Raw genomic sequence first — 25,907 nt, 5'->3', positions numbered from 1 at the left:
ATATCCTTTAAATGTTAATTATGGTTTTCCCGTAATTAAGTAAGGATTTGTTTTCCTAATTTTTACTCTTTATTAACTTAATATACTCATTATGAAAAAAAAGGAAATCAAAACTTTAAAGATCAATAAACTAAATGTATCTGACATGAATCCTGAATTAGTTAGAGGTGGTAGACTTCGTAGCGATTGGACAGATTTATCAGAATGTTGCCAACAAAGAGAAAGATAGTATAAAGCGAACTTCGGTTCGCTTCTCCTTTATTATATACTTACATTACTTAATTAGTAAGTATGAAATTATCTCAAAAAAAGGAAAATTGAATACTTTTTATTAATTAAATTCTCAATAATTTCATTGAAAATTCATCAAATTTTAACAAATTAATAAAAGAACTACATAGATCATTGTCTTTTTCGCAATAATTTCATCACAGTATCTTAACTATAAAAAAAAGCCCTATTTTTGTTATTCAAGATGAAAACCTTCATCTTTCACTCGTCTAAAAAATCTCCCCTACTATTTATTTTCAATAAAAGCATCCCATGTGACTGGGAGTAGCGAAGCTATGCTTTTAAAGCTTAAATTAGTACATTTTATATTTTAAATATCAACATCAAGAAACAGTTATCCAACTACTGATTTTTCATATAAAAAATCACACAAATAGCGTTTTTAAACATTTTCAAACTGTGTATTCTTAAACTCTTTTAAGAAAAAGAATTTATTAAAGTTTCTTACAAAGGTTCTGCAGTAATTGAAAAATAAAACAAGTTATCTAAACTTACATAATACATACATGATCAATTTATTTTGTTTTCCATATGCAGGCGGATCTGCTTATGCATATTCTTCATGGAAGAAAGGTTTGACAGAAAATGTCAACCTAAAATTAATTGAACTAACAGGAAGAGGTGTTCGAATTGGTGAATCATTATACCCAACAATGGAAGCTGTTATTAATGATTTATATGACAAAATTAAAAATGATTTAGGAGAACATTTTGCGTTTTTCGGACATAGCATGGGCGCTATCATTGCTTATGAATTGGCCTTGAAAGTTAGTAAAGAAGAAGGTCGTATTGCTAATCATCTTTTTCTTTCAGGAAGAGGCTTCCCAAAAATTAAAGAAAATGATTTCAAGCATGAACTCCCTGAAGATGAGTTTAAAGAAGTACTAATGAATTTAGAAGGAACTCCGAAAGAAGTATTTCAAAATCCTACACTATCAAAACTATTTTTACCCATCATTAGAAGTGATTATAGATTGGTAGAACGCTACATTCCTAGAAAAAACATGTTGCAAAGTATAAACACAGAAGTTAGTGTTTTGAGCGGAATTAATGACATTTTCTCAAATGAAGAATTGGAGAAATGGGCAATCATAACAAATAAAAAATGCACCATAAAATATTTTAATGGAGGACATTTCTTTATCAATGAAAAAAAAGAAGAATTAATAAATTATATAAACGAAGTATTAGAAGTTCATACAATTTAACAAAGGTTTAAAAAATGGAATCAAAAATAATAGGCAAGGTAAATTTTGAAGATGACTTATTGAACAAAGAGTTGGCTCTTATAGATACTTTTGAGTTCAATGATTCTTATAGTGAATACGCATCAGGAATTTGGAAAACATGTATGCTCTGGAATCGTTCTGGTTTAAAAAATGATCATTTATCTATTGAGCATGATCAATATGTAAAACCCACAGAATACGGAAAACAATTGTCATATGTTAATGATATTGTTGATCAACTTTTCAAAAAAGAACACATCAAAGCTATTCGTCTTTTTATGTGTATCAATGGTTTAATTATTCCACATCGAGATTATTTAGAGTTTAAAAAAGGATTTACAAGAATTCATATTCCATTAAAAATTAATGAACACGCATTGACTTCTGAAGAAGATATTGTTTACAATATGCAAAAAGGTGAAATTTGGTTTATAGAAGGACGAAAAATTCATAGCGCTGCAAATTTTTCTAAAACGAAACGTATCAATTTAGTAATTGACTTTGCTCCAGAAATTCCATTTGAAGAGTTATTTCAAAATTTAGAAAATTACCAACCAGATTTAACGCCAAAAATTAATCAACGACAACAGTTAAAAGAAGAAGAGCTAAGTTATATTAAAGGATTATCAAAAATTATTAATGAAATGAATTTTGATGATATCTTATCAATCCTTTCTAAAATACATTTCTACAGAGACGTATCTAGCGAGCTTGTTTTTAACTGGCTAGATGAAATTGCTTCTTCTTCTAATAATTATAAGATTCAAAAAAGAGTACAAGAAGTTACCGATTTATTAATCAGAAAAGGACCTGTACACTAATCACTTTCAATAAGAGACTTTTATCAATATGATATGCAGAAAACTAATTGTTTTTGATAGCATTCTAGATCATTTTACACTCAATAACCTGCAAAAAACACCAATAAAATTTAAAAACCAATTAGAAATTATGGAAAACGTTAAACATGAATACAATAAGCTCCTTAAAGCGGAAACCATTGTAAAAGCAAACTCTCTAATAGGAGACCATCCTGTTTTTAGCAATGATGCTTTCTCATGGACTGAAGAATTACAAAAAAATACCGCAGTCATTACTGATGAATATAAAAAGTTCGTAAAGGAATTAGCTATTGAAAAATTACCAACACTTCGAGATCTAACAGAAGACAAAACTGAAGGTCATGAAGATTGGAGAATTATTGGATTAATGGCGTATGGAGAAACCAATACAAAAACCATCGAGCGCATGCCAAAAACGTTCGAAATTATTTCTAAAATTCCCAATGTAATTACATGCTTCTTCTCTATTCTATCACCAGGAAAACATATCAAACCACACAGAGGTCCATATGGTGGCGTTATAAAATGTCACTTACCTATCATTCTTCCTCAAGATGGTGATGATTATTGGTTAAAAGTTGATGGAACTAAACACCAATGGAAAATGAATGAAACACTCATCTTTGATGACAGTTATATTCATGAAGTACACAATAATACTGACGAAACAAGAGTAGTGCTACTAATAGAATTTTTAAGACCACTTCCTGAAGAAATTGATCAATTAAACAAAGCAGTAGTAAAAGAAATCAGAGAATCTAGTCAAGTAAAAATTCCTAAAAAACTATACGAAGCTTGGGAAGCAAAAGAACTTAAATAGTTAATCCTAAAAAATATGCTAGATACAAATCTCGAAAAAAAAGCTGCTTTTTTTAAAGAAAACAGATACGCTGTTGTCGAAAAAGTATTTGACGACGAAGCCATAAAAGCATTCTCAGAATACTTTTTAATGAGTGAAAACAGACAAACAATAGACAGTCGTTTTTACAACTTAAATGCACGAAAAATAAAATATGGCAATGAACTCGGAGATAGTATTTTACTCTCCTTAAAACCAATAGTAGAAAAGGTTACAGGATACAATTTGCATCCTATGTTTTCACTATCATGCGTATATAGAGAAGGTGCCGAACTTGGAAAACACAAAGATTCTCCTAGCTCAACCATTAGCGCAACATTAACGCTTGGATGCAATCCAGAAACTGGCTGGAATATTTTACTTGATGATAACGGAGTAACCAAAGAAGCCGAAATGGGGCAAGGAGATTTTTTAGTCTTCAAAGGAAACGAAATGACGCATTGGCGTGAACCATTTACCGGAGAATTCCAAATACAAGTATTTATGTTTTACACAGACGCAGATGGACCTTATGCCAAAGAAGCAAAGTATGATGGCCGTAAGCGATTGGGAACACCAAAGTCATTAGCACAGCTCTCCAAAAATGGGTTGAAAATAGTAAAGCTATACATAAAAAGACTATTCCGTAAATAAGTTTTTATGGTTACAATTGTAAATATCTAAATAGTAATATGGCAAACATTTGTTTCATAATATTCAATCAACCAAGTCATTACAATGCAACTTTTGCTATTGCACGTGCCTTAGAAACAAAAGGACATTCAATTACATATTTAAGTCATAATGAATCGCAAAAAGCATATGTAGAAAAGCAAGGTTTTAAGTTAAACAGAATTTTCAAAGAATGTTATTATAAGCATGAAGGACAAACAGTTGCTGATGAAAATGATTACAGACGACCTCTTGCCATTTTAAAAGAAGTTATTGCACAAACCAAAGAATTAAAAAAGATTTTTATTGAAGGAACAGAAGCGCAACAATTAATTGATCGTGAACAACCTGATTTATTTATAATTGATTATTCATACGTTCAGTATTATTTCAATCTTCAAAAATTTGGCATTCCAATTGTAATGTTGGAAACAACCGTAAGTTCTGTAAGAACTCCAAAGTATCCGGGTGTATTTTCTACACTAATGCCTGAAGATACATTTTTAGGAAACCTTAAAATATCACTCAATTGGAATACATATTATTTTAAAAGATGGTTACTAAATACTTGGTATAAAATTCTTTTCAGAGGATATGATCCAAATTCTATCATCAAAATGATGATTAAAAAAGCTGGAATCCCTAAAAATAAAATTGATCGATCTAGAGCTTTTTATGTGGGAATTAAAGGTGTAAAAGAATTGGTATTATGCGAAAAAGAATTTGATTTTCCTGGAAGAAACATTCCTGATCAATATCACTTGTGTCCAATTATAGATCAACAACGAACCGGAACATTTATAAAAGTGGATCAAACTGAAGAAATAAATACTTCGGAAGTATTAAATGCTCTTGAAAACACGCCAAATATCATATACAGTTCACTAGGAAGTTCCGCATCCTTATGGTTTCATGATAGAACTACATTTTTCAAAAGATTAATTGACGCCGTGAGAAGCTTAAGTGACACGATATTAATTCTTTCTGTCGGAAAAAACTTTGATCAAAAATCATTAGGAACCATTCCAGCACATGTATACATTTACGAAAGAGTACCACAATTAGAAGTATTAAAAAAGGTAAAATTAATGGTTACGCATGGTGGACTCAACTCTGTAAATGAATGTATTTTTAATGGAGTTCCCATGCTAGTTGACACCTTAGGATTGCCATACGATCAAAATGGAAATGCAGCAAGAGTTGCGTATCACGGTATGGGACTACGTGCCAATATAAGAAAAGAAGCCACAACTGAATTATCTAAAAAAATTCAACAAATTTTAAATGATTCTTCATTCAAAGAAAACATTCTAAAAATGCAAAAAGTATATATAAATGCGCAAGATGCAACAAAACACGCACTTGTTGTAGAACAATTTTTAGATACTACACATACTAATTAAACAACAACATGAAAATAGTTCAAAGTTTTTGGTCTAAACCAATGCGAACACAAAGCAATGATATCGAAGGAAGATTCAGCGGAGGCTGGTTAGACAAAAAATATTTATACATGAGTTGGGCATTAAGTTGTTTACAATTTAGAAAATATTTTGACAATGTAGAATTGGTCACTGACGCATACGGAAAAAAAATCCTCATAGATGTTTTAAAATTACCATATACTAAAGTTACAGTTGCGCTAGATGAGTTAGACAAATATCCACAAGACCTTTGGGCTTTAGGAAAAATATACGCATATAGCATTCAAAAGGAACCATTCATTCATGCGGACGGTGATGTTTTTATATGGGAAGATATTCACAACAAAGTGAAAAATGCGCCTTTGTACGTACAAAGTTTAGAAGTAAACATGCCTGTATATCATACACATTTTAATGAAATAGTAAATGCTTTCGAATACATTCCTGATGTATTAAAAAACATAACTCCAAACAAAGACATACTTACGGCAATCAATGCTGGATTGTTTGGAGGACACAACTTAGATTTCATTCAAGAATACACAAAAGAAGCTTTCAAATTTGTAGATGATAACCTTGAAAACATGGACACTATTACCAAAGGTCCGTTTAATATGATTTATGAACAACTCTTGTTCTTTTACATGGCTAAACATAAGCAAATAGAGATTACATCATACTTTGATTCTCCTAACAATTTTGACTTAGTCCAATTCAGCGGTATTCCCGGAAAGATAAAATACATTCATCCAATTGGTGTATTCAAAAAATCATTAGAAGTGAACGAAAATATAGCTAATAAATTATTATTAGAACATCCTGAAACTTACTTCCATATTGATGGATTGATAAAAAACTTAGCTCTTTAAACTCTTTACTTCAAATCAAAAGCTCTTATTCGTAATGAATAGCACTACTCAAACAGAAATATATAACAAAGCCGTTTCTATTGCAGATATGGTCAGTACAACAACTAATTTTAAGACCGTTGAAATAGTAAAAAACATTCAATTGCTTATCAAAGCACTTGAATTTACTGATCAAAAAAAATACTTACCAACGTTATATACTTTAGCAGATAAATTAATAGAATATAACGATACTATTAATCCTAAAGACTATAGTTTATATCAAGGTCAAATGGAAACTGTATATATTCTCATACAAGTTTCAAAAGCAACGAATAACAATACATATCTAAACAAAGCTTTAGAAATTACAAAAGGTTGTGATGCTGATTTTTTACATTCTCCAGATATCACTAATGGACTTTACAAAGGAAGAGCAGGAACTTTACTAACATTGCTACATCTATATGACGCTAGACAGTTAGAGTGGATTTTAGAAAACATTATAGCATATATAGAACGAGTTATTAAAGATACGATCGTTACGCAGGAAGGCGCATATTGGGATCACAACAATCAAACAATAAAAGGATCATGTGACTTTGCTGAAGGAACTGCCGGAATTGCTTTTGTTTTTAGAGAACTAGCTACATATTTCAATAATGAAGCACTCAACATTATTTCAGATTGGGCTACGGATTATATAAATGCACAATGGAATGAACAACATCTAAATTGGGCAAATTATAAAAAGAAAATAACCTCAAAAGAAGAACTACATTACTATATAAATGCTTATAACAATAAGGAACTTCAAGTATTTTCGCCAAACTACAACGACTATTCATGGAAACATGGAAGTAACGGAATCATCACAAGCGCTCAAAATTCTTCCAATTCACAACTAAAAGCAAATATTGCTACAGTTGCTGAAAAAATACAAACAGTAGTTACTACTCATAGAAGCAACGATGAATTTCTTGAACAAATTAGCACATTGTACTATGCTGGAATTCTATTAAAAAAAGATAGTTACAAAGAAAAAGCACGTTCACTATTTCTTGATCATATAAAAAATAGTAACGATGAAGTGTCACTGGGAATGTTATGTTTCGAGCTTAGCAATGATACTATTCAATCTTCTTTACACTGTCCAATACTACAAAATCATAGTTCAGAAAAAAGCAATTTAAATCTAGATACAATACAGGTAAAAAATTTGTTATTGCAACGAACTTTCCCAAAAAGTTTACTCTTTCTTACGCAAACTTTTCCAACAGAAGTAACTGCTTTTTTTAATGAAAAGAAAAATATTTCAAACTTCACAGAACTTTTATATAGTAAATATCCTTCAGTAGCATCTTTAGAAGATGTTTCCTTACAAATGGAAGTATTATTAGAAAAAGCACAGTTTGAAATGTTTACACCCAATAGGAACAACACTTTACTATGGATTCAAAAAATAGTAATGCAGCAACGTTTCTCTAAGCGCTATGCAGACGCTGAAGAAGTTGTATTAAACAAAAAATTAATACTGAATACTGAAGACATGAATATGGTGAAAATATCTAATATGGAAGAGCTTGATTTCACCAATCCTAATGGACATTCGCTTGAAGCTTTCATAAGTTACGGAATTGATTCTTTCATGCTACAAATGACAGACAAAGGAACAATTCATAGAACTTCATTACAAATGATAAAACTTATCTACGCAAGTTTTACTCAAGAAAACACAATACAAAATATCATCACGCTATTAGTTCAATTCCTTTCTGGGCAAGATGTTCAAGTAATATATGGCGTTCGAAAAACACTATTTATTGATGATCATATTGACTTTGAAGTAGGACTCAAAAAAGCGCTAACGCGAATTACCATAGACATGGCATACAATGGAATTTTGAAACCCGTAGATGGAAAACTATGGGCGTAATAAACAACGATAAATAATTTAAAAGGCTTACAATGAAATATACAAACTTGGTAAATGCGCTTATAGATAGAGGTAGTAATCCTGAAGCAAATATAGGTATCACATACATTGGTGCTGGCGGAAAAGAAACATATATTTCCTATCCAGAATTATTCAAACAAGCAAAAACTGTATTATTCAATTTACAATCACAAGGAATAAAAAAGGGAGACGAACTTTTATTTCAAATAGCTTCAAATGAAATATTTGTACCCGTTTTTTGGGGTTGTATTTTAGGAGGAATAATTCCTGTTCCGTTAGCAAGTGCTACAAATGAAAATCTAAAACAAAAATTTATCAATGTTTGGGAAAAACTAAACAATCCATTTTTAATCTCCTCAGAAAAAGCAAAAAACAAACTTCTAGATTATTTCCATACTGAAAAAGAACATAAAAAATATGGAGAAGTAGTAAGCCATTTTATTGATGAAACTAGCGTATTTGAACTCACAGGAGAAGGTGAAATCCATCATCCTCATGAAAAAGATATGGCATTCATACAATTCTCATCAGGTTCTACAGGGAAAGCAAAAGGAGTTGTATTAACGCATGAAAACTTAGTCACTAATGTATATGCAATGCGCGATGGTATTGAACCAAGACCTACTGGGGAACGCTTTTTAAGTTGGTTGCCATTAACGCACGATATGGGAATTATTGGATTCCATTTTGGACCTTTCATTGCTGGCTGGAATCAATACCTTATGCAAACAGAAGTCTTTACCAGAAGACCAAACATATGGCTCGATAAAGTTTCTGAACACAAAATATCCTCTACCGTTTCTCCAAACTTTGGGTACAGTTATGTATTAAAATATTTCAAACCTGAAGACGGTGAAAACTTAGACCTATCTTGCTTGCGCTACATATTTAATGGTGCTGAACCAATTTCATTTGATCTTAGTAAAAAATTCACAGAAGTTTTCGCTCCTTTTGGATTTAAAGATACTGTAATAAGACCTGTATATGGATTAGCAGAAGCTAGTTTATGTGTTACAATATCTGACTTATCTACACCTATGGAGTGTGAATATGTAGATAGAACATCATTAATCATTGGAGAAGAAATATCATTAAATGCAGATCGTAACAATGCTATAAAATTAGTAAAGCTTGGAACAGTTGTAAATGATTGTAAAATGAGAGCTGTTGGAGCGAACGGTGAAGTTGTTTCAAATAAAACTGTAGGGAAAATTCAAATTGCAGGAAAAAATGTTACCAAAGAATATTACAATGATCCTGAAATTACAGCAAAACTAATTCAAAAAGATGGTTGGGTTGACACTGGTGATTTAGGATATATTGACAACGGAGAACTTGTATTAACTGGACGAATAAAAGATGTCATATTTATCAACGGAATGAACTTTTACGGACATGATATTGAATTTAAGCTTGCAGCTAAAAATGAGGAACTAGAATTAGGTAAAGTTATTGCTTTTGGATTTTATGATGAAATAGAAAAAACACAAAAACTGGGTGCATTCATTCAAACACGAAAAAAAGCCGATGCCTTATTAGAATTAGCAACACTTGCTAATGAAACAGTTTCTTCAATATTTGGAATTAATATTTCTAAAATAATTCCTGTAAAGAAAATACCAAAAACGACCAGTGGAAAACTACAACGTTTTGTATTAGAACAACAATTTCTAAACAACGAATTTACAGAACAAATCATTCAACTTGATGGCGCTACACCAAAGACAAATGCTGTAGAAACTAACACTAAAAACCCTGAAGATCCTGAAGACCCAAGTCGGCGGCTCTTACCAAAAATAACAACTGCTTGGAAGCAGATTATTGGTTTAAAAGAAATTGACCAAACAAAAACTTTTTTCGAATCTGGCGGATCATCCTTGAAAGCAGCAGAACTAGCTATTAAACTTTCAAATGAATTCGATATTCAGTTACCTGTAGAAATTGTCTTTGAATATCCACTTACTACAACATTAGCAAAAGAAATTAATCGCTTAATTAATGAAAAGCCAACAGTAAGTCTTAAAGAAGAAATCACAAACTATCAGGAGTTTTTTCCGTTATCATCTGCGCAAAAACGATTGTATTATCTATACAAAAGCAATCCAACTTCATTAGCATATAACATTCCTATTGCTCTTTCAATCTCAGGTGACTTAGACAAAGAAAAAGTTGAAAATGTATTAAAAACGATTATACAAAGACATGCATCTCTTCGTACTACATTTGTGGAAGAAGGAATGATTCCTACCCAAAAAATTCATGAGAACATCCCATTTTCTATTACTTATGAGGAAGTACCAGAAAAAGAAATCGCACAAAAAACAAAAGCATTTGTAAAACCATTTGATTTACAAAAAGCACCATTAATTAGATCTGGTATATTCAAACATGAATCTAAGAAATATACATGGATCATAGACATTCCGCATATGATTTCTGATGGATTATCCATGAGTGTTTTATATAGAGAATTTGTACAACTGTACAATAATGATGAAGTTTCAACTATTGATTTTAATATTCAAGAATACATTACAAAAGAAGATCAATTTAGAAATACAAAGAGTTATGAAACGCAAGCTTCATATTGGAAGGAAAAATTCAACGATTCAATTCCTGTGCTTGACTTACCGTTAGACAACGAACGTCCAATAGAAAAAAGTGAAAAAGGCAATCGAATTCCATTTCAACTTGATGCTGAAATCACACAGCAAATACGAGCTTTAGCAAAAGAGCAAAATGTCACTCCACACACACTATTACTAAGTGTCTATTCCATCTTGCTCTCAAAATATAGCCAACAAGAAGATATCGTTATTGGTGTTCCAGCTTCCATGCGAAATACACAAGCATCACTCAATGGGTTTGGGATGATGATCAATATTTTAGCGCTCAAAGCACATCCGGAAGGAGCAAAAAAATTCTCAGACTTTTTAAATGAAGTAAGTCAACAAATTGTAAGTGCTTACAAAAATAAAGAATATCTTTTTGAAGACTTGGTAGATGCAGTCGTAAAACAACGCATCTTAAATCGCCAACCAATTTTTGATGTTGTATTTACATTTCAAGATATGCAACTTCCTAAATTTGATTTACTAAATTGGAATGTTTCACTACAGCCATTACATACTGGATATAGTAAATTTGATCTTTGGTTAGAAATTGTTGATCTACAAGACACATTACAAGGAAGTTTTGAATATACTACTGACTTGTTTTCAGAAGAAACAATGACTCAATTTACAGCACATTTCAACACATTACTAAAAAATATAGTAGCAAAACCAACGGAAACCTTAGCAACTCTTGAATGTCTTCCTGAAAAGGAAAAAACAGTATTAACAACAATTCTAGATAATACAAATGTTGCGTATCCAGAGAAAACAATCTGCGATATTTTTGAAACGATTGCAAGTAATAAATCCGATAACATTGCCATAAAATTTAATGACACTGAACTATCCTATAAAGATATAGATCAAAAATCAAATCAGGTTGCTGCGTATTTATCAAAAGAAAACATTGCTAAAAATCAACCTATAGCATTACAATTTGAACCTTCTACTGAAATGATTATTTCTATAATTGGTGTGTTAAAATATGGTTGCTCATACGTACCTATAGATCCTACACTTCCTGAAAAAAGGAAAGTATTTATTTTAGACGACAGCAAATCATCTATAATCCTTACTAGTGAAACGTTTGTGAGTACTAATGTTTCTATCAAAGAAATAGCAATAGAAACTATTCAAAACGAAACCAATATAAGTTTTGAAAAAACGGTTATCAGCCCGAAAGATGAAGCATATATTATTTATACTTCAGGAACAACTGGCGTTCCAAAAGGAGTTTCCATTTCGCATGAAAATGTAGTTCGATTATTTTATAACGATACAAACCTATTTAATTTTAAAGATACTGATGTATGGACATTGTTTCATTCATATAATTTTGATTTCTCCGTTTGGGAAATATTTGGTGCATTACTCTTTGGTGGAACGTTGGTAATTGTACCTAAAGAGATTCGAAAAGATGCGTTCAAATTTCATGAACTCTTAGTGAAACAAAAAGTTACGGTATTAAATCAAACACCGTCCTCATTTTATAACATCGCTAACATCGCAAACACAAAAGCTGAGGCTAATCTTTCTTTAAGGCATGTCATTTTTGGAGGAGAAGAACTTGCACCAAAACAATTAGCAGATTGGCACAAAAAATATCCAGAAACAATGTTAATAAACATGTATGGAATCACTGAAACTACAGTACATGTGACATATAAAGAAATTGACAAAGCAGCTATTGAAAGTAATTCTAAAAGTATAGGAATACCAATACCTACTTTAAAAGCTATGGTTTTAGATGCTAATTTAAAGGTGGTTCCAAAAGGTGTAAAAGGCGAATTATTCATTGGTGGAAAAGGAGTTAGTAACGGCTATATCAACAATGCTAAACTTACGCAAGAGAAATTTATTGATGATCCGTTTGATCGCAATCAAAAATTATATCGTACAGGCGATATGGTGCGAATCAATTCAGACAATGAATTAGAATATTTAGGTCGATTAGATGAGCAAATACAAATTAGAGGTCATCGAGTTGAATTAAAAGAAATTGAAGAGTGTTTAGGAAACTATTCCAACATTACGAATGTAACGGTCGTAGCTTTCAAACTTGGCAATGAACAAGTATTAAGCGCTTATTATACAGCAAAAACTGTAATTGATGAAAGTGAATTTAGAACTTGGGCATCTACTGTGTTACCAAATTACATGATTCCTGCCTTCTTCAATAAATTGGATACAATGCCGTTGACAAGCAATGGTAAAATAGATAAAAAACACTTCAAAAAACCTGAAACATTTCTAACAGAAACAAAAGCTATAAAGCCTACAAATGAAGTAGAAGCTGCTTTAGAAGAAATATGGGCTAACGTTCTTGGAATTGAAAAACAATACATCAGTACAGATAAAAATTTCTTCGAATTAGGCGGAAGCTCTATAAAAATCGTGAATGTTGTCAGTCAAGTTGCAGAAAAAGAACTTGGAGAAATTTCAGTAGTAGATGCCTTCAAATATCCAACGATTAAAATGCTAGCATCACACTTAACAAAAGGCAGACAAACTTCGGAAAATCTAAAACGTGATGACAAAGTAATTGCTAAAGGTAAAGAAAGACTGAAACAACGATTCAAAAGAGCTAAAAAAGTCAACTAAAAGTCCATTAAACACAATCAAAAAAACCGTAGCACAACTTATGAATGGATTGGAAATAGCCGTAATTGGAATAAGCTGTAGATTCCCAAAATCTAAAAATCTTCAAGAATACTGGAAAAACCTCATAGATGGAAATGAGCTTATTTCATTTTTTTCTGATGAAGAATTACAAAACTTAGGAGTTGATGAAACACGTATAAAAGATTCAAAATTCATTAATGCATCAGGTGTCTTAAATGATATCGATTGTTTTGATGCTAATTTTTTCGATTACACACCAAAAGAAGCACTCAGAATGCATCCAAGCACACGAATATTTCACGAATGTGTTTGGCATGTATTGGAAGATGCTGGCTACGATCCTTTTAGCTACAAAGGATTAATTGGTATGTACGCAGGAAGTTCGCAAAGTTTAGAATGGAATATGGACGCTTTTCAAAATGCTACAAGTGACACTGAAAAATATCAAGCATATATACATTCACCACAATTTATGGCATCGCGATTAGCGTATAAAATGAATTTAAAAGGTCCCGTTTCCTTAATTAACACAGCATGTTCTACCTCTTTAGTTGCCATTCAAGAAGCCTGTAAAAGTTTACTAATTGGTGAATGTGATATGGCTGTTGCCGGAGCTGTTTCTGTCCATAAATCAATAACTCCTGGATACGAATATCAAGAAGGCATGATTATGTCTGTTGATGGTCATTGCAAAGCTTTTGATGAAAATGCTACTGGAACTGTTCCTGGTGATGGCGCAGGAACTGTATTATTAAAACGTTATGACGAAGCTGTAGAAGATGGAGATCGTATTTATGCAGTTATCAAAGGTGGCGCTGTTAATAATGATGGGAATAGAAAAGTTGGATACACAGCACCTAGTATTGAAGGACAAATACAAGTAATTCAATCTGCAATTCAAGTTTCTGAAATTGAACCTGAAAGCGTTTCATTTATTGAAACACATGGAACAGGAACCAATATTGGCGATCCTATAGAGATAGAAGCTTTAAAAACCGTATACGGAACTCCAACAGCTTCCAAATACATATTAGGCGCATCAAAAACCAATTTAGGTCATTTAGATGTCGCTGCTGGAATGGCAGGATTTATCAAAACAATTATGGCGCTATATCACAAAAGCATTCCGCCTACATTACATTTAGAAACGCCTAACAAAAAAATTCAACTTGAAAAAACACCATTTCATATCAATACAAAACCAATTGATTGGAAAACAGAACAAACTCCAATACGCGCAGGAATTAGCGCATTTGGAATTGGTGGAACAAATGCACATATAATTCTGGAAGAAGCGCCTAAAAAAGTAGTTTCAGCAGAAAAACAAGAATCATATACAATTCAACTTTCAGCAAAATCATCAGAATCATTACATGTTATAAAACGACAATTGGTTGATTATATCGCTCAAAACAATGATGTTTCTCTTGGAGATATTGCTTTTACGCTTCGCAAACGTGCTTCACTTCCTATTCGTGAAAGCTATCGATGTAAAGACATTTCTGAATTACAAAAAGTATTACAAAAAGAAGTGGTTACAACTGTACAAGCTCAAAAAAAGAAACTGGTATTTATGTTTTCTGGGCAAGGTGCACAATTTGTGAATATGGGGAAAGATCTCTATGAACAAAACATATACTTCAAAAAAGAATTAGACGCTTGTTTACAAACATTACACAACTACACAGGAATTGATTATAAGGATATTATATATCCGAAAAATCCTGAGAATAAAGCTTCTCAAATAAATGAAACTATATATACCCAGCCGCTTTTATTCTCTTTTGAATATGCTTTAACTAAATATCTAATACACATAGGTTTACAACCAGATTACCTAATTGGTCATAGTTTAGGTGAATATGTAGCAGCTTGCATTTCAGGATTTTTTGAACTTGAAGATACACTAAAACTGATTGTAGACAGAGCAAAATTAATGCAATCCATGAAAGCTGGTACAATGATTAGTGTAATGCTTTCTGCTTCTGAAGCCAAACAATACACCAACGATCAGGTTGCTATAGCTGTAATCAATACACATAAAAGCTGTGTTCTTTCAGGAACTGATGCAGCAATTCAAAAATTACAAACTAATTTTAAAGAACAAGGAATCATTTCCATTCCATTAAAAACATCACATGCATTCCATTCACATATGATGGAAGGAATGCTGGAAGCATATATTCAAAAACTAAAAACTGTTTCCAAAGGAACTATTCAAATTCCATACATTTCTAACCTTACGGGAGATTTTATCACACAAGAAATGATACAAGACGATTCCTATTGGACAAATCATCTTAGAAACACCGTAAATTTTGCTAAAGGAATCGATACATTAAAAGATGAAGGAACCACACTATTTCTTGAAATTGGACCAGGCAATACGCTTGCAAGTATTGTAAAATCCCACTTAGGAAGAAACTATAAAGACATTGCTTGGAATACAAGCAAAAAAGCAAAGGAAAACATCGATGATAACGAATTACTCTCTCAACGAATTGGCATGCTTTGGGAAAAAGATTTCATCGCAACAATTCCTTGGCAAACTGAAAACGAAACAAGATCAGTAATCACATTACCTGCATATCCTTTTACCAAAACGAAATTTGAAAAGAAGAAAACAACAACTCCTATAAAAAGTAAACAACTTAGGTATTACACCCCAAATTGGATCCGAAGAAAATTACCTAAAAATACTGATACAAAGAATGATTCAGCGAAAACTTGGCTGTTTTTTACTGATAATACTTCGCATAGCGAAATACTATTACAAAACAAATTCTTTACGCATCAAAACGTAATAACAATCAGTCGATCAGAAACATATGAACAACTTAGTGAAACAGCAATCAGTATCAATCCAAAAGAAGCATCACATTATGAACGCATCTTACAACAACTAAATACTGAAAATGTAGAAATTATCTATTTGTGGAATCTTGAAACAAATAATAATACTTCTGAAAATGATCAACTCTATGCCTCTTTTTATAATATTCATCGCTTAGCAAAAGCATTTCATACTGTAAGCATTCCTTTAAATGCACATATAAATGTCATTACAAATTCACTACATAAAATTATTGACAATGAGTATAAAAACACATTGCAAGCAATATTAGAAGGAATGTTAATTGCTATTTCAAAAGAATTTGAACACATAACCACAAAAACAATTGACATCCAATGTACAAATCATACTATTGATGAAATTACAGTTGTTGAACTTATTAAAGAATTCAAATCAAATCAAAAAGAAATCGCAAGCGCATACAGAAATGGACATCGTTGGGTTCAAACTTATGAAAACTATGATGTTTCCAATATAAAATCTGTAGCAATACAACACAACAATACATATATCATTACTGGTGGTTTAGGTGAGATTGGATTGGAAGTTGCATTAAGCATAGCAAATCAGGAAACTGTAAATATCATATTGATCAATAGAAGCACAAAAGGTATTGATCCTTATAAAAGCTGGGCATCACAACTAAAAACGACTACAACAGACCAAACAAAACAAGTACTAGAAAAGTTAATCGCAATAGAAACACTTGGTTCACATATAAATTTAATAACTGCAGACATAGGAGTTCATGAAGATGTCCAAAAGGCAATCAAAACAATCAAAGACAAACATACAAATATAAACGGCGTACTTCATGCAGCAGGAATTGCAGATTATGGTGGCGTTTTAATTCATAGGTCAGAAGCATCAATTCAAAAAGTACTTACGCCTAAAATAAACGGAACAATACACTTAGCAAACGCATTACAAAATGAAGAACTAGACTTTTTTATACTATTTTCTTCGTTAGCATCTGTGTTTGGCGCTTATGGACAAGCTGCGTATGTAGTTGCGAATAATTTCTTGGACGCTTTCGCGAAAAACAACAATTACCTTCTAAAATGTAAATTGATTACAAGTGTCAATTGGACAACTTGGAAACATATGGGTATGGCTGCTCCTTCAAAAAGAACGAATCAGTCAATTGATGAAATTAGTATCACAAAAGAACAAGGTGTAAAAGCATTACAAACAATACTTTCGCTACAAGAATCACAAGTAATTGTATTAGACAGAACATTAAAACAATTACAAAACGAGAGTGAAAACTTCTTTAAAAATAGAACTCACAAAAAAGAAAACCCAGTAAAAACAGTCAAACTTTCCCGAACAACATTAGGTCTTAATGGTGAATATATTGCACCAGAAGGTGAACTTGAATTGAAACTAGCAACACTTGTAGAAGAGCAAGTCGGAATTTCAGGAGTTAGTGTACAAGACAACTTTTTTGATTTAGGTTTAACCTCTTTAGACATTACAGAGTTAAACGGAAAATTGCAAGAAACTGCTAACACAACTGTCACAATTACAGATTTTTTCAATCATCCAACCATTCGTGAATTGGTGACAAATATTCAAGGAATTATACCCGAAGAAGAAATCGCTGAACAAGAAGACAGCTTAGATATCTTAAATCGATCATTATCTTTTTTTAACATGAATAATGAGCTAGAAAATGAATAAGAAAACAAAACTAACAGGCATGGAAATCGCCATCATTGGTATGCATGGTGAATTTCCTGGCGCAAAAAACATAACTGACTTTTGGAAAAACTTATGCGAAGGAAAAGAAAGTATTTCGTTTTTTTCGGAGGAAGAAGCCAAGAAAAAAAGTTTTCATAAAGACAGTATTTCTTTAGAAAATCATGTTAAGGCAAAAGGTGAATTAGACAATGTAGCGTGCTTTGATGCTCGTTTTTTTGGATATGCAGCTGCAGAAGCAAAAGTAATGCATCCGCAAACGCGACTATTTCATCAATGCTGTTGGTCAGCAATGGAAAATGCAGGTTTTGATCCTGAAAATTTAAATGAAAAAATCGGGCTCTTTGGAGGAAGTTCTTCTAGTTATGAATGGCGAAAAGAACTTTCAAAAGGAAGTGCAACAGCTTTTGATGAATATGCAAATTCATTGCTTAGTGATAAAGATTTAATGATTTCTAGAGTTGCTCACAAACTTAATCTTAAGGGTCCTGCAATTGCTGTTCAAACAGCGTGTTCTACTGCTTTAGTTGCCATTCATTTAGCGTGTAGATCCTTATTAATGGGCGAATGCAAATCAGCGCTGGCTGGTGGTGTTTCTGTCAATTTACTCAATGAAGGAGGATACATTCATGAAGAAGGAATGATTCTATCGCCAGATGGAAAATGCAAACCTTTTGACAAAACGGCTAGTGGAACCATATTTAGTGATGGTGTTGGTGTCATTGTTTTAAAACGTTTAACGGACGCCATTACAGATAATAATAAAATTCATGCCATCATAAAAGGTTCTGCAATTAATAATGATGGACATCAAAAAGTTGGGTATACTGCGCCAAGTTTTCAAGGACAAAAAGACGTCATAAAATCGGCGCTTCATATGTCAAGAGTTACTCCAGAAACTATTGGTTATGTGGAAACACATGGTACAGGAACTTTTTTAGGCGATCCAATTGAAGCAAAAGCATTGACAGAAGTTTTCAAAGGTCAAAAAGAAAAAACCTGTGCGCTCGGTTTTGTCAAAGCAAACATTGGACATTTAGATGCTGCTGCTGGTATTGCTGGAATTATTAAAACAATACTATGTCTTCAACACAAAGCAATTCCTCCGCATCCAAATTTTAAAAATTTAAATCCTGAAATAGATTTCAAAAACAGTCCTTTTTACATCAACGATTGTTTACTTGATTGGAAAAATGATGAAATTCCTTTAAGAGCTGGCGTAAGTAGCTTTGGAATTGGCGGAACGAATGTACATGTAATTTTGGAAGAGAATCCGCAAGAAGAAAAAGAAAGTTCACCCGAAAAAGCACAACTCCTCACCTTCTCTGCAAAAACGAAAGAAGCACTTCAAAGGCAATTACAAGTGCATACCGAATTTTTCAAAAAAGATAAAACAATACATTTAGGAAATGTTGCATATACACTTTCTAAAAGATCTAAATTTAAGTACAGAGCTGCTATTATAGCTAATAATATAGCGGACGCAATCACGCAATTAGAAGTAAAAAATTGGATTACAAACGATTCAGAAAACAATAATAACGGTCATTCTTATGATAAAAGTAACGAGCTGGTTACACACGCACAATCATGGTGTCAAGGAAATGATCTAGACAGAAAAAATATCGATCTTAATCTTACCTATCAATTATGTGATTTACCATCATATCCATTTGCTAAAACTGAGTTTCCGCTAAAAATTGAAAATACTTTAGATGTTAAAAAAGAAAGTGATAAACATCCAAAATCTCAGAAAGTAGAAGATTGGTTTTATACTACTAAATGGACACGTGATCATCATTCATTAGAAACAAACAGTACTGAAAAAAACTCAAAAACTTGGTTAGTTTGTTATGAGCAAAACACTTTATATGATGTAATAATTGATCAATTAAAAACTGCAAACATTAGGGTAATTCTTATTCAAAAAGGAAATGCATATAATAAGCTTAATTCAGAAAACTATACCCTTTCCAATACAAATTCTGAAAATGATCGTTTAGTTGCCGATTTAGCAAAAAACGGAGACAGAATTGATACTATTTTATATCTCTGGAAAGATACACAACATACAACTGATACGTTTGTAAACTATATTCAGTTGCTCAAACTCTTGACAAATCATGATGTTTTAAATGAAAAAGCAATCGCAACAACACTTTCAATTAATGCATTTGATGTTATTGGAATTGAAGCTGAAATTGATCCTATAAAAAGTACGTATAGCGGACTTGCCAAAGTAATCAATAATGAATTTAACAACCTAAAAGCAAAACATATTGACATTGGATTATTTGACACTATTGAATCATTAAATAATCATCAATTATATGCTAAAAAAATACTTTCTGAAATCAATAATTCAGCTACAGATGCTTTAATTGCGTATCGTGGAAATCATCGTTGGATTCAAAAAACTGATAAATTAAATTTAGAAAGCACGAAGGAAACTTCAATTCAAATCAAAGAAAAAGGTGCTTATATAATTACTGGTGGTTTAGGTGGTGTCGGATTAACTTTAGCATCTTTCTTAGCCAAGAAAAATACGTGTACATTAGTTTTAACAACACGAAACTCTTTTCCAGAAAATGCACATTGGGAAACGATTTTACAAGATGAAAACACGTCAACTTCTCTAAAAGAAAAACTAACAAAACTGATAGAAATTGAACGTTCTGGTTCACAAATCATGATTGTTTCGGTAAATGTTTCTGATGAAACTAGCATGCGCGAATTTTTCAATACTGTAAAAACAAAATTTACAACAATCAATGGAATCATTCATGCAGCCGGAATTGCAGATGGAAGTTTACTTCGATTTAAGGAAACGAAACAAATTGAGGATGTACTAGAAGCCAAAGTGCAAGGAACACTTGTGATTGACAAACTCATACAAAACGAAGCTATCGATTTTGTTATTTTATGTTCTTCGCTAAGTTCGTTACTTGGTGAAATTGGACAAGCTGCGTATGTGGCAGCCAATGCTTTCATGAATCATTATGCACGATCAGCACACAATAAAAATAACATAAAAATTATTTCCATTCAATGGGATCGCTGGTTGCAAACTGGAATGGCAAAACAAACAAATGCAATTTATAAAGATGAAATTTCTAATGATTTAATTGGATTAACGCCTGTAGAAGCTGTGTTGGCTTTTGAAAAAATTCTTTCGCTTAATATTCCAGATATTGCCGTTTCTGTAACAAATTTAGAAGCACGAATTAAAGCAGAATCTAAACGTTTACAATCATTTTTAAACGAAACCAACGAAGAAGAAACTGCTGAAATTTTAGATCAAACACAAATAGAAAAAGGAATTACAACACTATTTGAAAAAATATTAGGTGAACGTCCTAAACTTGATGAAAATTTCTTTGAATTAGGTGGCGATTCATTAAATGCACTTCGATTACTTTCTTTAATTCAAAAACAATACAAAACTGAACTTTCGTTGGAAGTATTCATGGCAAACTCAACTATTGCCGCTGTTACTGCAAAAATCATGACGTCGCAAAGTTCATTTAGATCAAGTACAATTCCTGTACTTGAAAAAAGCACACACTACAGAGTTTCCTCTGCTCAAAAAAGAATTTATGTGCTTCAAGAACTAGACAGAGAAAACATTTCGTATAACATGTTGCAAGTGTTACGTTGCGAAAATATGAACATTGATCGTTTGCAAGTTGCGTTTCAAAAACTACTAGATCGACATGAAATTCTTCGCTCCTATTTTATATTTGATCAAGGAACACCTGTACTAAAAATACAAGATTCATTAGAATTTACAATTGAAAATTTAACGGTAGCTTATGAAAGTTTAGCGCAAACTATACAACAATTTGTACGTCCGTTTAATTTAAATATTTCTCCATTAATTCGTATTGGAATACTCGAAACTCATGCAGAAACAATGTTACTTGTAGACATGCATCATATTATTTCGGATGGTGTTTCGTTAAATATTTTAATTCGAGACTTAATTGCTTTCTATGAAAATGAAACACTCGAACCATTAACCGTACAGTACAAGGATGTTGCTGCTTGGCAGTTGCAAAACGCCTATACAGAGAGTTTAGAAACACAACGAAACTTCTGGCAACAAAAAGAATTATCAAAAATTCCTGCATTAGAATTACCGATTGATAAAACAAGGAAAAAGAAAAGTACAAATGGAAAAGTTTTCCAATTTGAACTTTCTAAAGAAAACGAAATACAACTTCAAGAATTTACAAAAAAGTATGAACTGAATAATTTCAACGTACTATTAAGTGCTTTTTACATACTACTTTTAAAAGTATCCAATCAAAAAGAAATCATTGTCGGAACTTCTGTTGTGGGAAGAGCGCATCCTGATATGGAGAAATTAGTTGGATTATTTGCGAACACAATTCCATTAAAAGCTATAATAGAAACCACAACAAAGAGTATAGATTTTATCAAGAATGTAATGTCTGAAACCGAAAGTTGTTTTGAAAATCAAGAACTTCCTTTTGAAGAACTCATTGCAGACGCTTCTCTTTCATGGGCTACAGATCGGAATCCTTTATTTGATGCCATGTTTGATTATAAGAAACAATCAAATGTTATAAAAAGTAACGATGGAACTGTTCTTATTGAGCGAATTACAGATTTTGAAGACCATCAAACGACTTCAAAATTTGATCTTTCTTTGACAGGTTTTGAAAGTGATTCAGGCATCCGATTCAATCTTGAATATGCAACAGATCTTTTCCTTAACGAAACAATGGAACGCTATGCAGATTATTTTAATGAAATTCTCTCCGCTTTCCTTACGACACCAAATACAACTATTGCTTCGTTATTACAACCAAATTTAGCAGAAACTAAATTTCTACAAACTTATAACGCAACTGAGAAACCTGAATACCTAGGAAAAACGGTGTTGGATGAATTTAAAAAGCAAGTCATTCATGTTCCGAATGAAATTGCTATTGTACATGAAAATACGAGTATAACGTACCAAGAATTGGATAAAAAATCCAATCAATTAGCACATTATCTAATTGAAGATTTAAACATAAAACCAGGTGAATTAGTTGCTACATTAGCTGATAGAAGTATCAATTTACTTGTTGGAATTTTAGGGATTCTAAAATCTGGAGCTGCCTTTGTCCCAATAGATCCAAAATATCCTGAAGAAAGAATACAGCTAATTCTTCAAAATGCAAATATTAATACCGTATTAACTGAAACAACGTATTTGTTTGACATTTCCATAGATGCAACAAATCTATTTGCGCTAGACATACAATTAGATGATATAGCGGGACCGATAACTGCGCCTACAATACAAATTGAATCCAATCAGTTAGCCTATATTATTCATACTTCTGGCACAACAGGAATTCCTAAAGGCGTAATGATTTCACATGAAAACTTGTGTAATTACGCTTTATGGGGAAAGAAAACATATACTGAAGATACGCCTACTTGCTTTCCTTTATTCACCTCAATTTCTTTTGATTTAACCATGACTTCCATCTTTGTTCCTTTAATCAGTGGACATACAATTGAAGTCTATTCTGAGAAAGAAACACCAATAGCATTACTTACAGAAATCATTGAAGACGATCGTGTTACAATTATGAAATTGACGCCATCGCATTTAAAAATTATTGCGAATCACTATCAAAAACGAGGAATTTCAAATACGAATTTAAAGCGTTTTATTGTTGGTGGAGAAGCATTTTCAGTAACGATTGCTTCAAAAATACATGAATTATTTAACGGAAACTGTACACTATTTAATGAATATGGTCCAACTGAAACAACGATAGGTTGTACTGTTCAAAAATATGATTTTCAAAAACATACAGGTCATACAATTCCTATTGGAACACCTGTGGCAAATACAAAAATTCACATTCTAAACGATTCTTTGACACATGTTTCTTTAGGAGCGTATGGAGAAGTATATGTTTCTGGTAATAGTGTTGGCTTAGGATATTTGAATAACTCTGAAGAAACACAAAATCGATTCCTTCCAAACCCTTTTGAAGCCAATACGAAGATGTACAAAACAGGTGATATTGCTAAGTTTTCATCCAGTGGTGAATTAGTGTATTACGGTAGAAATGATGAACAAGTAAAAATTCGAGGTTTTAGAATTGAAACCAAAGAAATAGAAAAAGAAATACAGACACTATACCCACAATTTCAAAATGTCTTGGTTACTGTAAAAGAAGATGCTTTAGGTGATGACGTTTTGTACGCTTATTATATTTCAAATGAAGAAATTAAGGATAAGGAAATCCGAGAAAAATTAACGGTACGAATTCCATCTTATATGATTCCAAATCATTGCATACGAATTTCTGAAATTCCTATGACGATTAATGGAAAAGTAAAATGGAGTGAATTACCAAATGCTGTTAATCAGAAAATGGAAAATCATGAGCATCCGATTTCTGATACTGAAATTAAATTAACAACCATTTTTGCAAATCTTCTTGATCAAAATCCTGAAACTATCGGTGCTACAAGCGACTTTTTTGATCTTGGAGGACAATCACTAAAAGCTGTTGGACTAAGCGCTCAAATTTATGAAACGTTCAATGTTGATATAAGTTTACATGAAATCTTTAAAGAACCAAATGTGCGAGCATTGGCAACATATATTGATCGTGTAGAAAACAAAATTGAAAAGCAACCAATTATAAAAGTTAAACTTAAAGAATATTATTCCACTTCAAACGCTCAAAAAAGAATATATCTAGAGCAGCAATTACATCAAAATAGTACGATGTATAATACTGCACTAAAAATTCCTTTAGGAAATGTAAATGCTACAAAATTAGAAGCTGCTTTCTATACATTGGTTATGACACATGAAGCATTACGTACATCTTTTCATATCATTAATGATGAAGTAGTTCAAAAAATCCATCAAGAAAACTCAATAATATTTCAGTCAAAAAAATACGATTCGCATGAAGCGATACCGCAAATTGATGCTGCTTTTTTAAAGCCTTTTCAATTAGATCAACCTACTTTGATTCGCATCTTTTTAGCGCAATTTCCAAGCGATCAAAACATAGTATACTTTGACATTCATCATATTATTTCTGATGCAGTTTCGGCTAAACTACTAATTCACAATCTTCTTGACTTATATAATGAACAAGCAATAGAAACTTCTAAAGTTACATATAAAGATTATGCTGAGTGGGAAACTACTCAGTTACAAATTGAATCCACAACTGATTTCTGGACAAAGCGTTGCTTAGATGCAAAAGCAGTGAATTTACCCTACGACAAAGTTGAACGTACAATAGCTACTTTAGAAGGAAGTGAATTAAACTTTGTCTTCGATATTTCAAAAACAACACACATACGAACTTTTTGCAATCGAGAAAAAATAACTGAAGCTACCCTGTTTTTAGGCACATTAGGCATCTTACTTTCAAAAATTAGTGGACAAGAAGACATCATTGTAGCAACACCTTTTTCTGAACGATTTAAAGAAGAAACAAAAAACATTGTCGGCATCTTTATCAAAACATTCCCAATACGAATGTTGCCTAAAAATAATCATACCATTCTTGATTTCTTCAATGAAATACAAACAGAAGTTTGGAATATTTTAGAATATCAAAAACAAGCAATTGATAGTAGTCTAAATATTCCTAATGATGACTTTTTGTATGATATTCTATTCTCTTACCAAGAAAATGAAGGTCTAATAGACGCTTTAAAACAACATGGATTATATAATGAATCGCTTTCCATTGAACCAATTTTCAAAGAAGTAAAGTCGAAACTTATCTTTATGATTGACGATCAAAAAAATAACATACAACTAAAAGTAGCATATAGAAAAGAACTCTTTTTAGAAGAAACTATCATGCGATTAGTAAACTATTATCAAGAAATCATTGAGTTAATTATAGATAATAAAGTCAGCAAATTACAAGATATAACACTTCAAAATCAATTGAACGAAGTAAGTAAGGAATTGCCCAATATGGATTTTGATTTTTAATCATTGTAC

General features: G+C 31.9%; 10 protein-coding genes. All 10 read left to right on the top strand.

The features are described 5' to 3' along the window. Positions 1-797 precede the first annotated feature (797 nt). Positions 798-1,499, top strand: a complete 702-nt coding sequence (locus tag Q0828_RS15085) for a thioesterase domain-containing protein (protein ID WP_298422738.1) — start codon at positions 798-800, stop codon at positions 1,497-1,499. 14 nt (positions 1,500-1,513) lie between these two features. Beyond that, positions 1,514-2,341, top strand: a complete 828-nt coding sequence (locus tag Q0828_RS15080; protein WP_298422735.1) for an aspartyl/asparaginyl beta-hydroxylase domain-containing protein — start codon at positions 1,514-1,516, stop codon at positions 2,339-2,341. A gap of 130 nt (positions 2,342-2,471) precedes the next feature. Beyond that, complete coding sequence (locus Q0828_RS15075; protein ID WP_298422732.1) at positions 2,472-3,182, top strand: aspartyl/asparaginyl beta-hydroxylase domain-containing protein; 711 nt, start codon at positions 2,472-2,474, stop codon at positions 3,180-3,182. 15 nt (positions 3,183-3,197) lie between these two features. Continuing rightward, positions 3,198-3,854: a hypothetical protein gene (locus tag Q0828_RS15070; protein WP_298422729.1), complete on the top strand. Its 657-nt coding sequence runs from the start codon at positions 3,198-3,200 to the stop codon at positions 3,852-3,854. A gap of 38 nt (positions 3,855-3,892) precedes the next feature. Further along, complete coding sequence (locus Q0828_RS15065) at positions 3,893-5,275, top strand: glycosyltransferase (RefSeq protein ID WP_298422726.1); 1,383 nt, start codon at positions 3,893-3,895, stop codon at positions 5,273-5,275. A gap of 8 nt (positions 5,276-5,283) precedes the next feature. After that, positions 5,284-6,165, top strand: coding sequence for a DUF6734 family protein (locus Q0828_RS15060; RefSeq protein WP_298422723.1), 882 nt, complete (start codon positions 5,284-5,286; stop codon positions 6,163-6,165). A gap of 34 nt (positions 6,166-6,199) precedes the next feature. Next, positions 6,200-8,080, top strand: a complete 1,881-nt coding sequence (locus Q0828_RS15055) for a lanthionine synthetase LanC family protein (protein WP_298422720.1) — start codon at positions 6,200-6,202, stop codon at positions 8,078-8,080. 32 nt (positions 8,081-8,112) lie between these two features. After that, positions 8,113-13,317, top strand: coding sequence for a non-ribosomal peptide synthetase (locus Q0828_RS15050; RefSeq protein ID WP_298422717.1), 5,205 nt, complete (start codon positions 8,113-8,115; stop codon positions 13,315-13,317). 40 nt (positions 13,318-13,357) lie between these two features. Continuing rightward, positions 13,358-17,875 (top strand): type I polyketide synthase, encoded by a 4,518-nt coding sequence (locus tag Q0828_RS15045; protein WP_298422714.1) that lies wholly within the window; start codon positions 13,358-13,360, stop codon positions 17,873-17,875. A gap of 19 nt (positions 17,876-17,894) precedes the next feature. Then, positions 17,895-25,898 (top strand): non-ribosomal peptide synthetase, encoded by an 8,004-nt coding sequence (locus Q0828_RS15040; protein ID WP_298422711.1) that lies wholly within the window; start codon positions 17,895-17,897, stop codon positions 25,896-25,898. The last annotated feature ends 9 nt before the right edge of the window (positions 25,899-25,907 follow it).

Source organism: uncultured Kordia sp., from assembly GCF_947496985.1.
Classification (GTDB): domain Bacteria; phylum Bacteroidota; class Bacteroidia; order Flavobacteriales; family Flavobacteriaceae; genus Kordia.
This window is presented reverse-complemented; position numbering and strand designations above follow the sequence as displayed.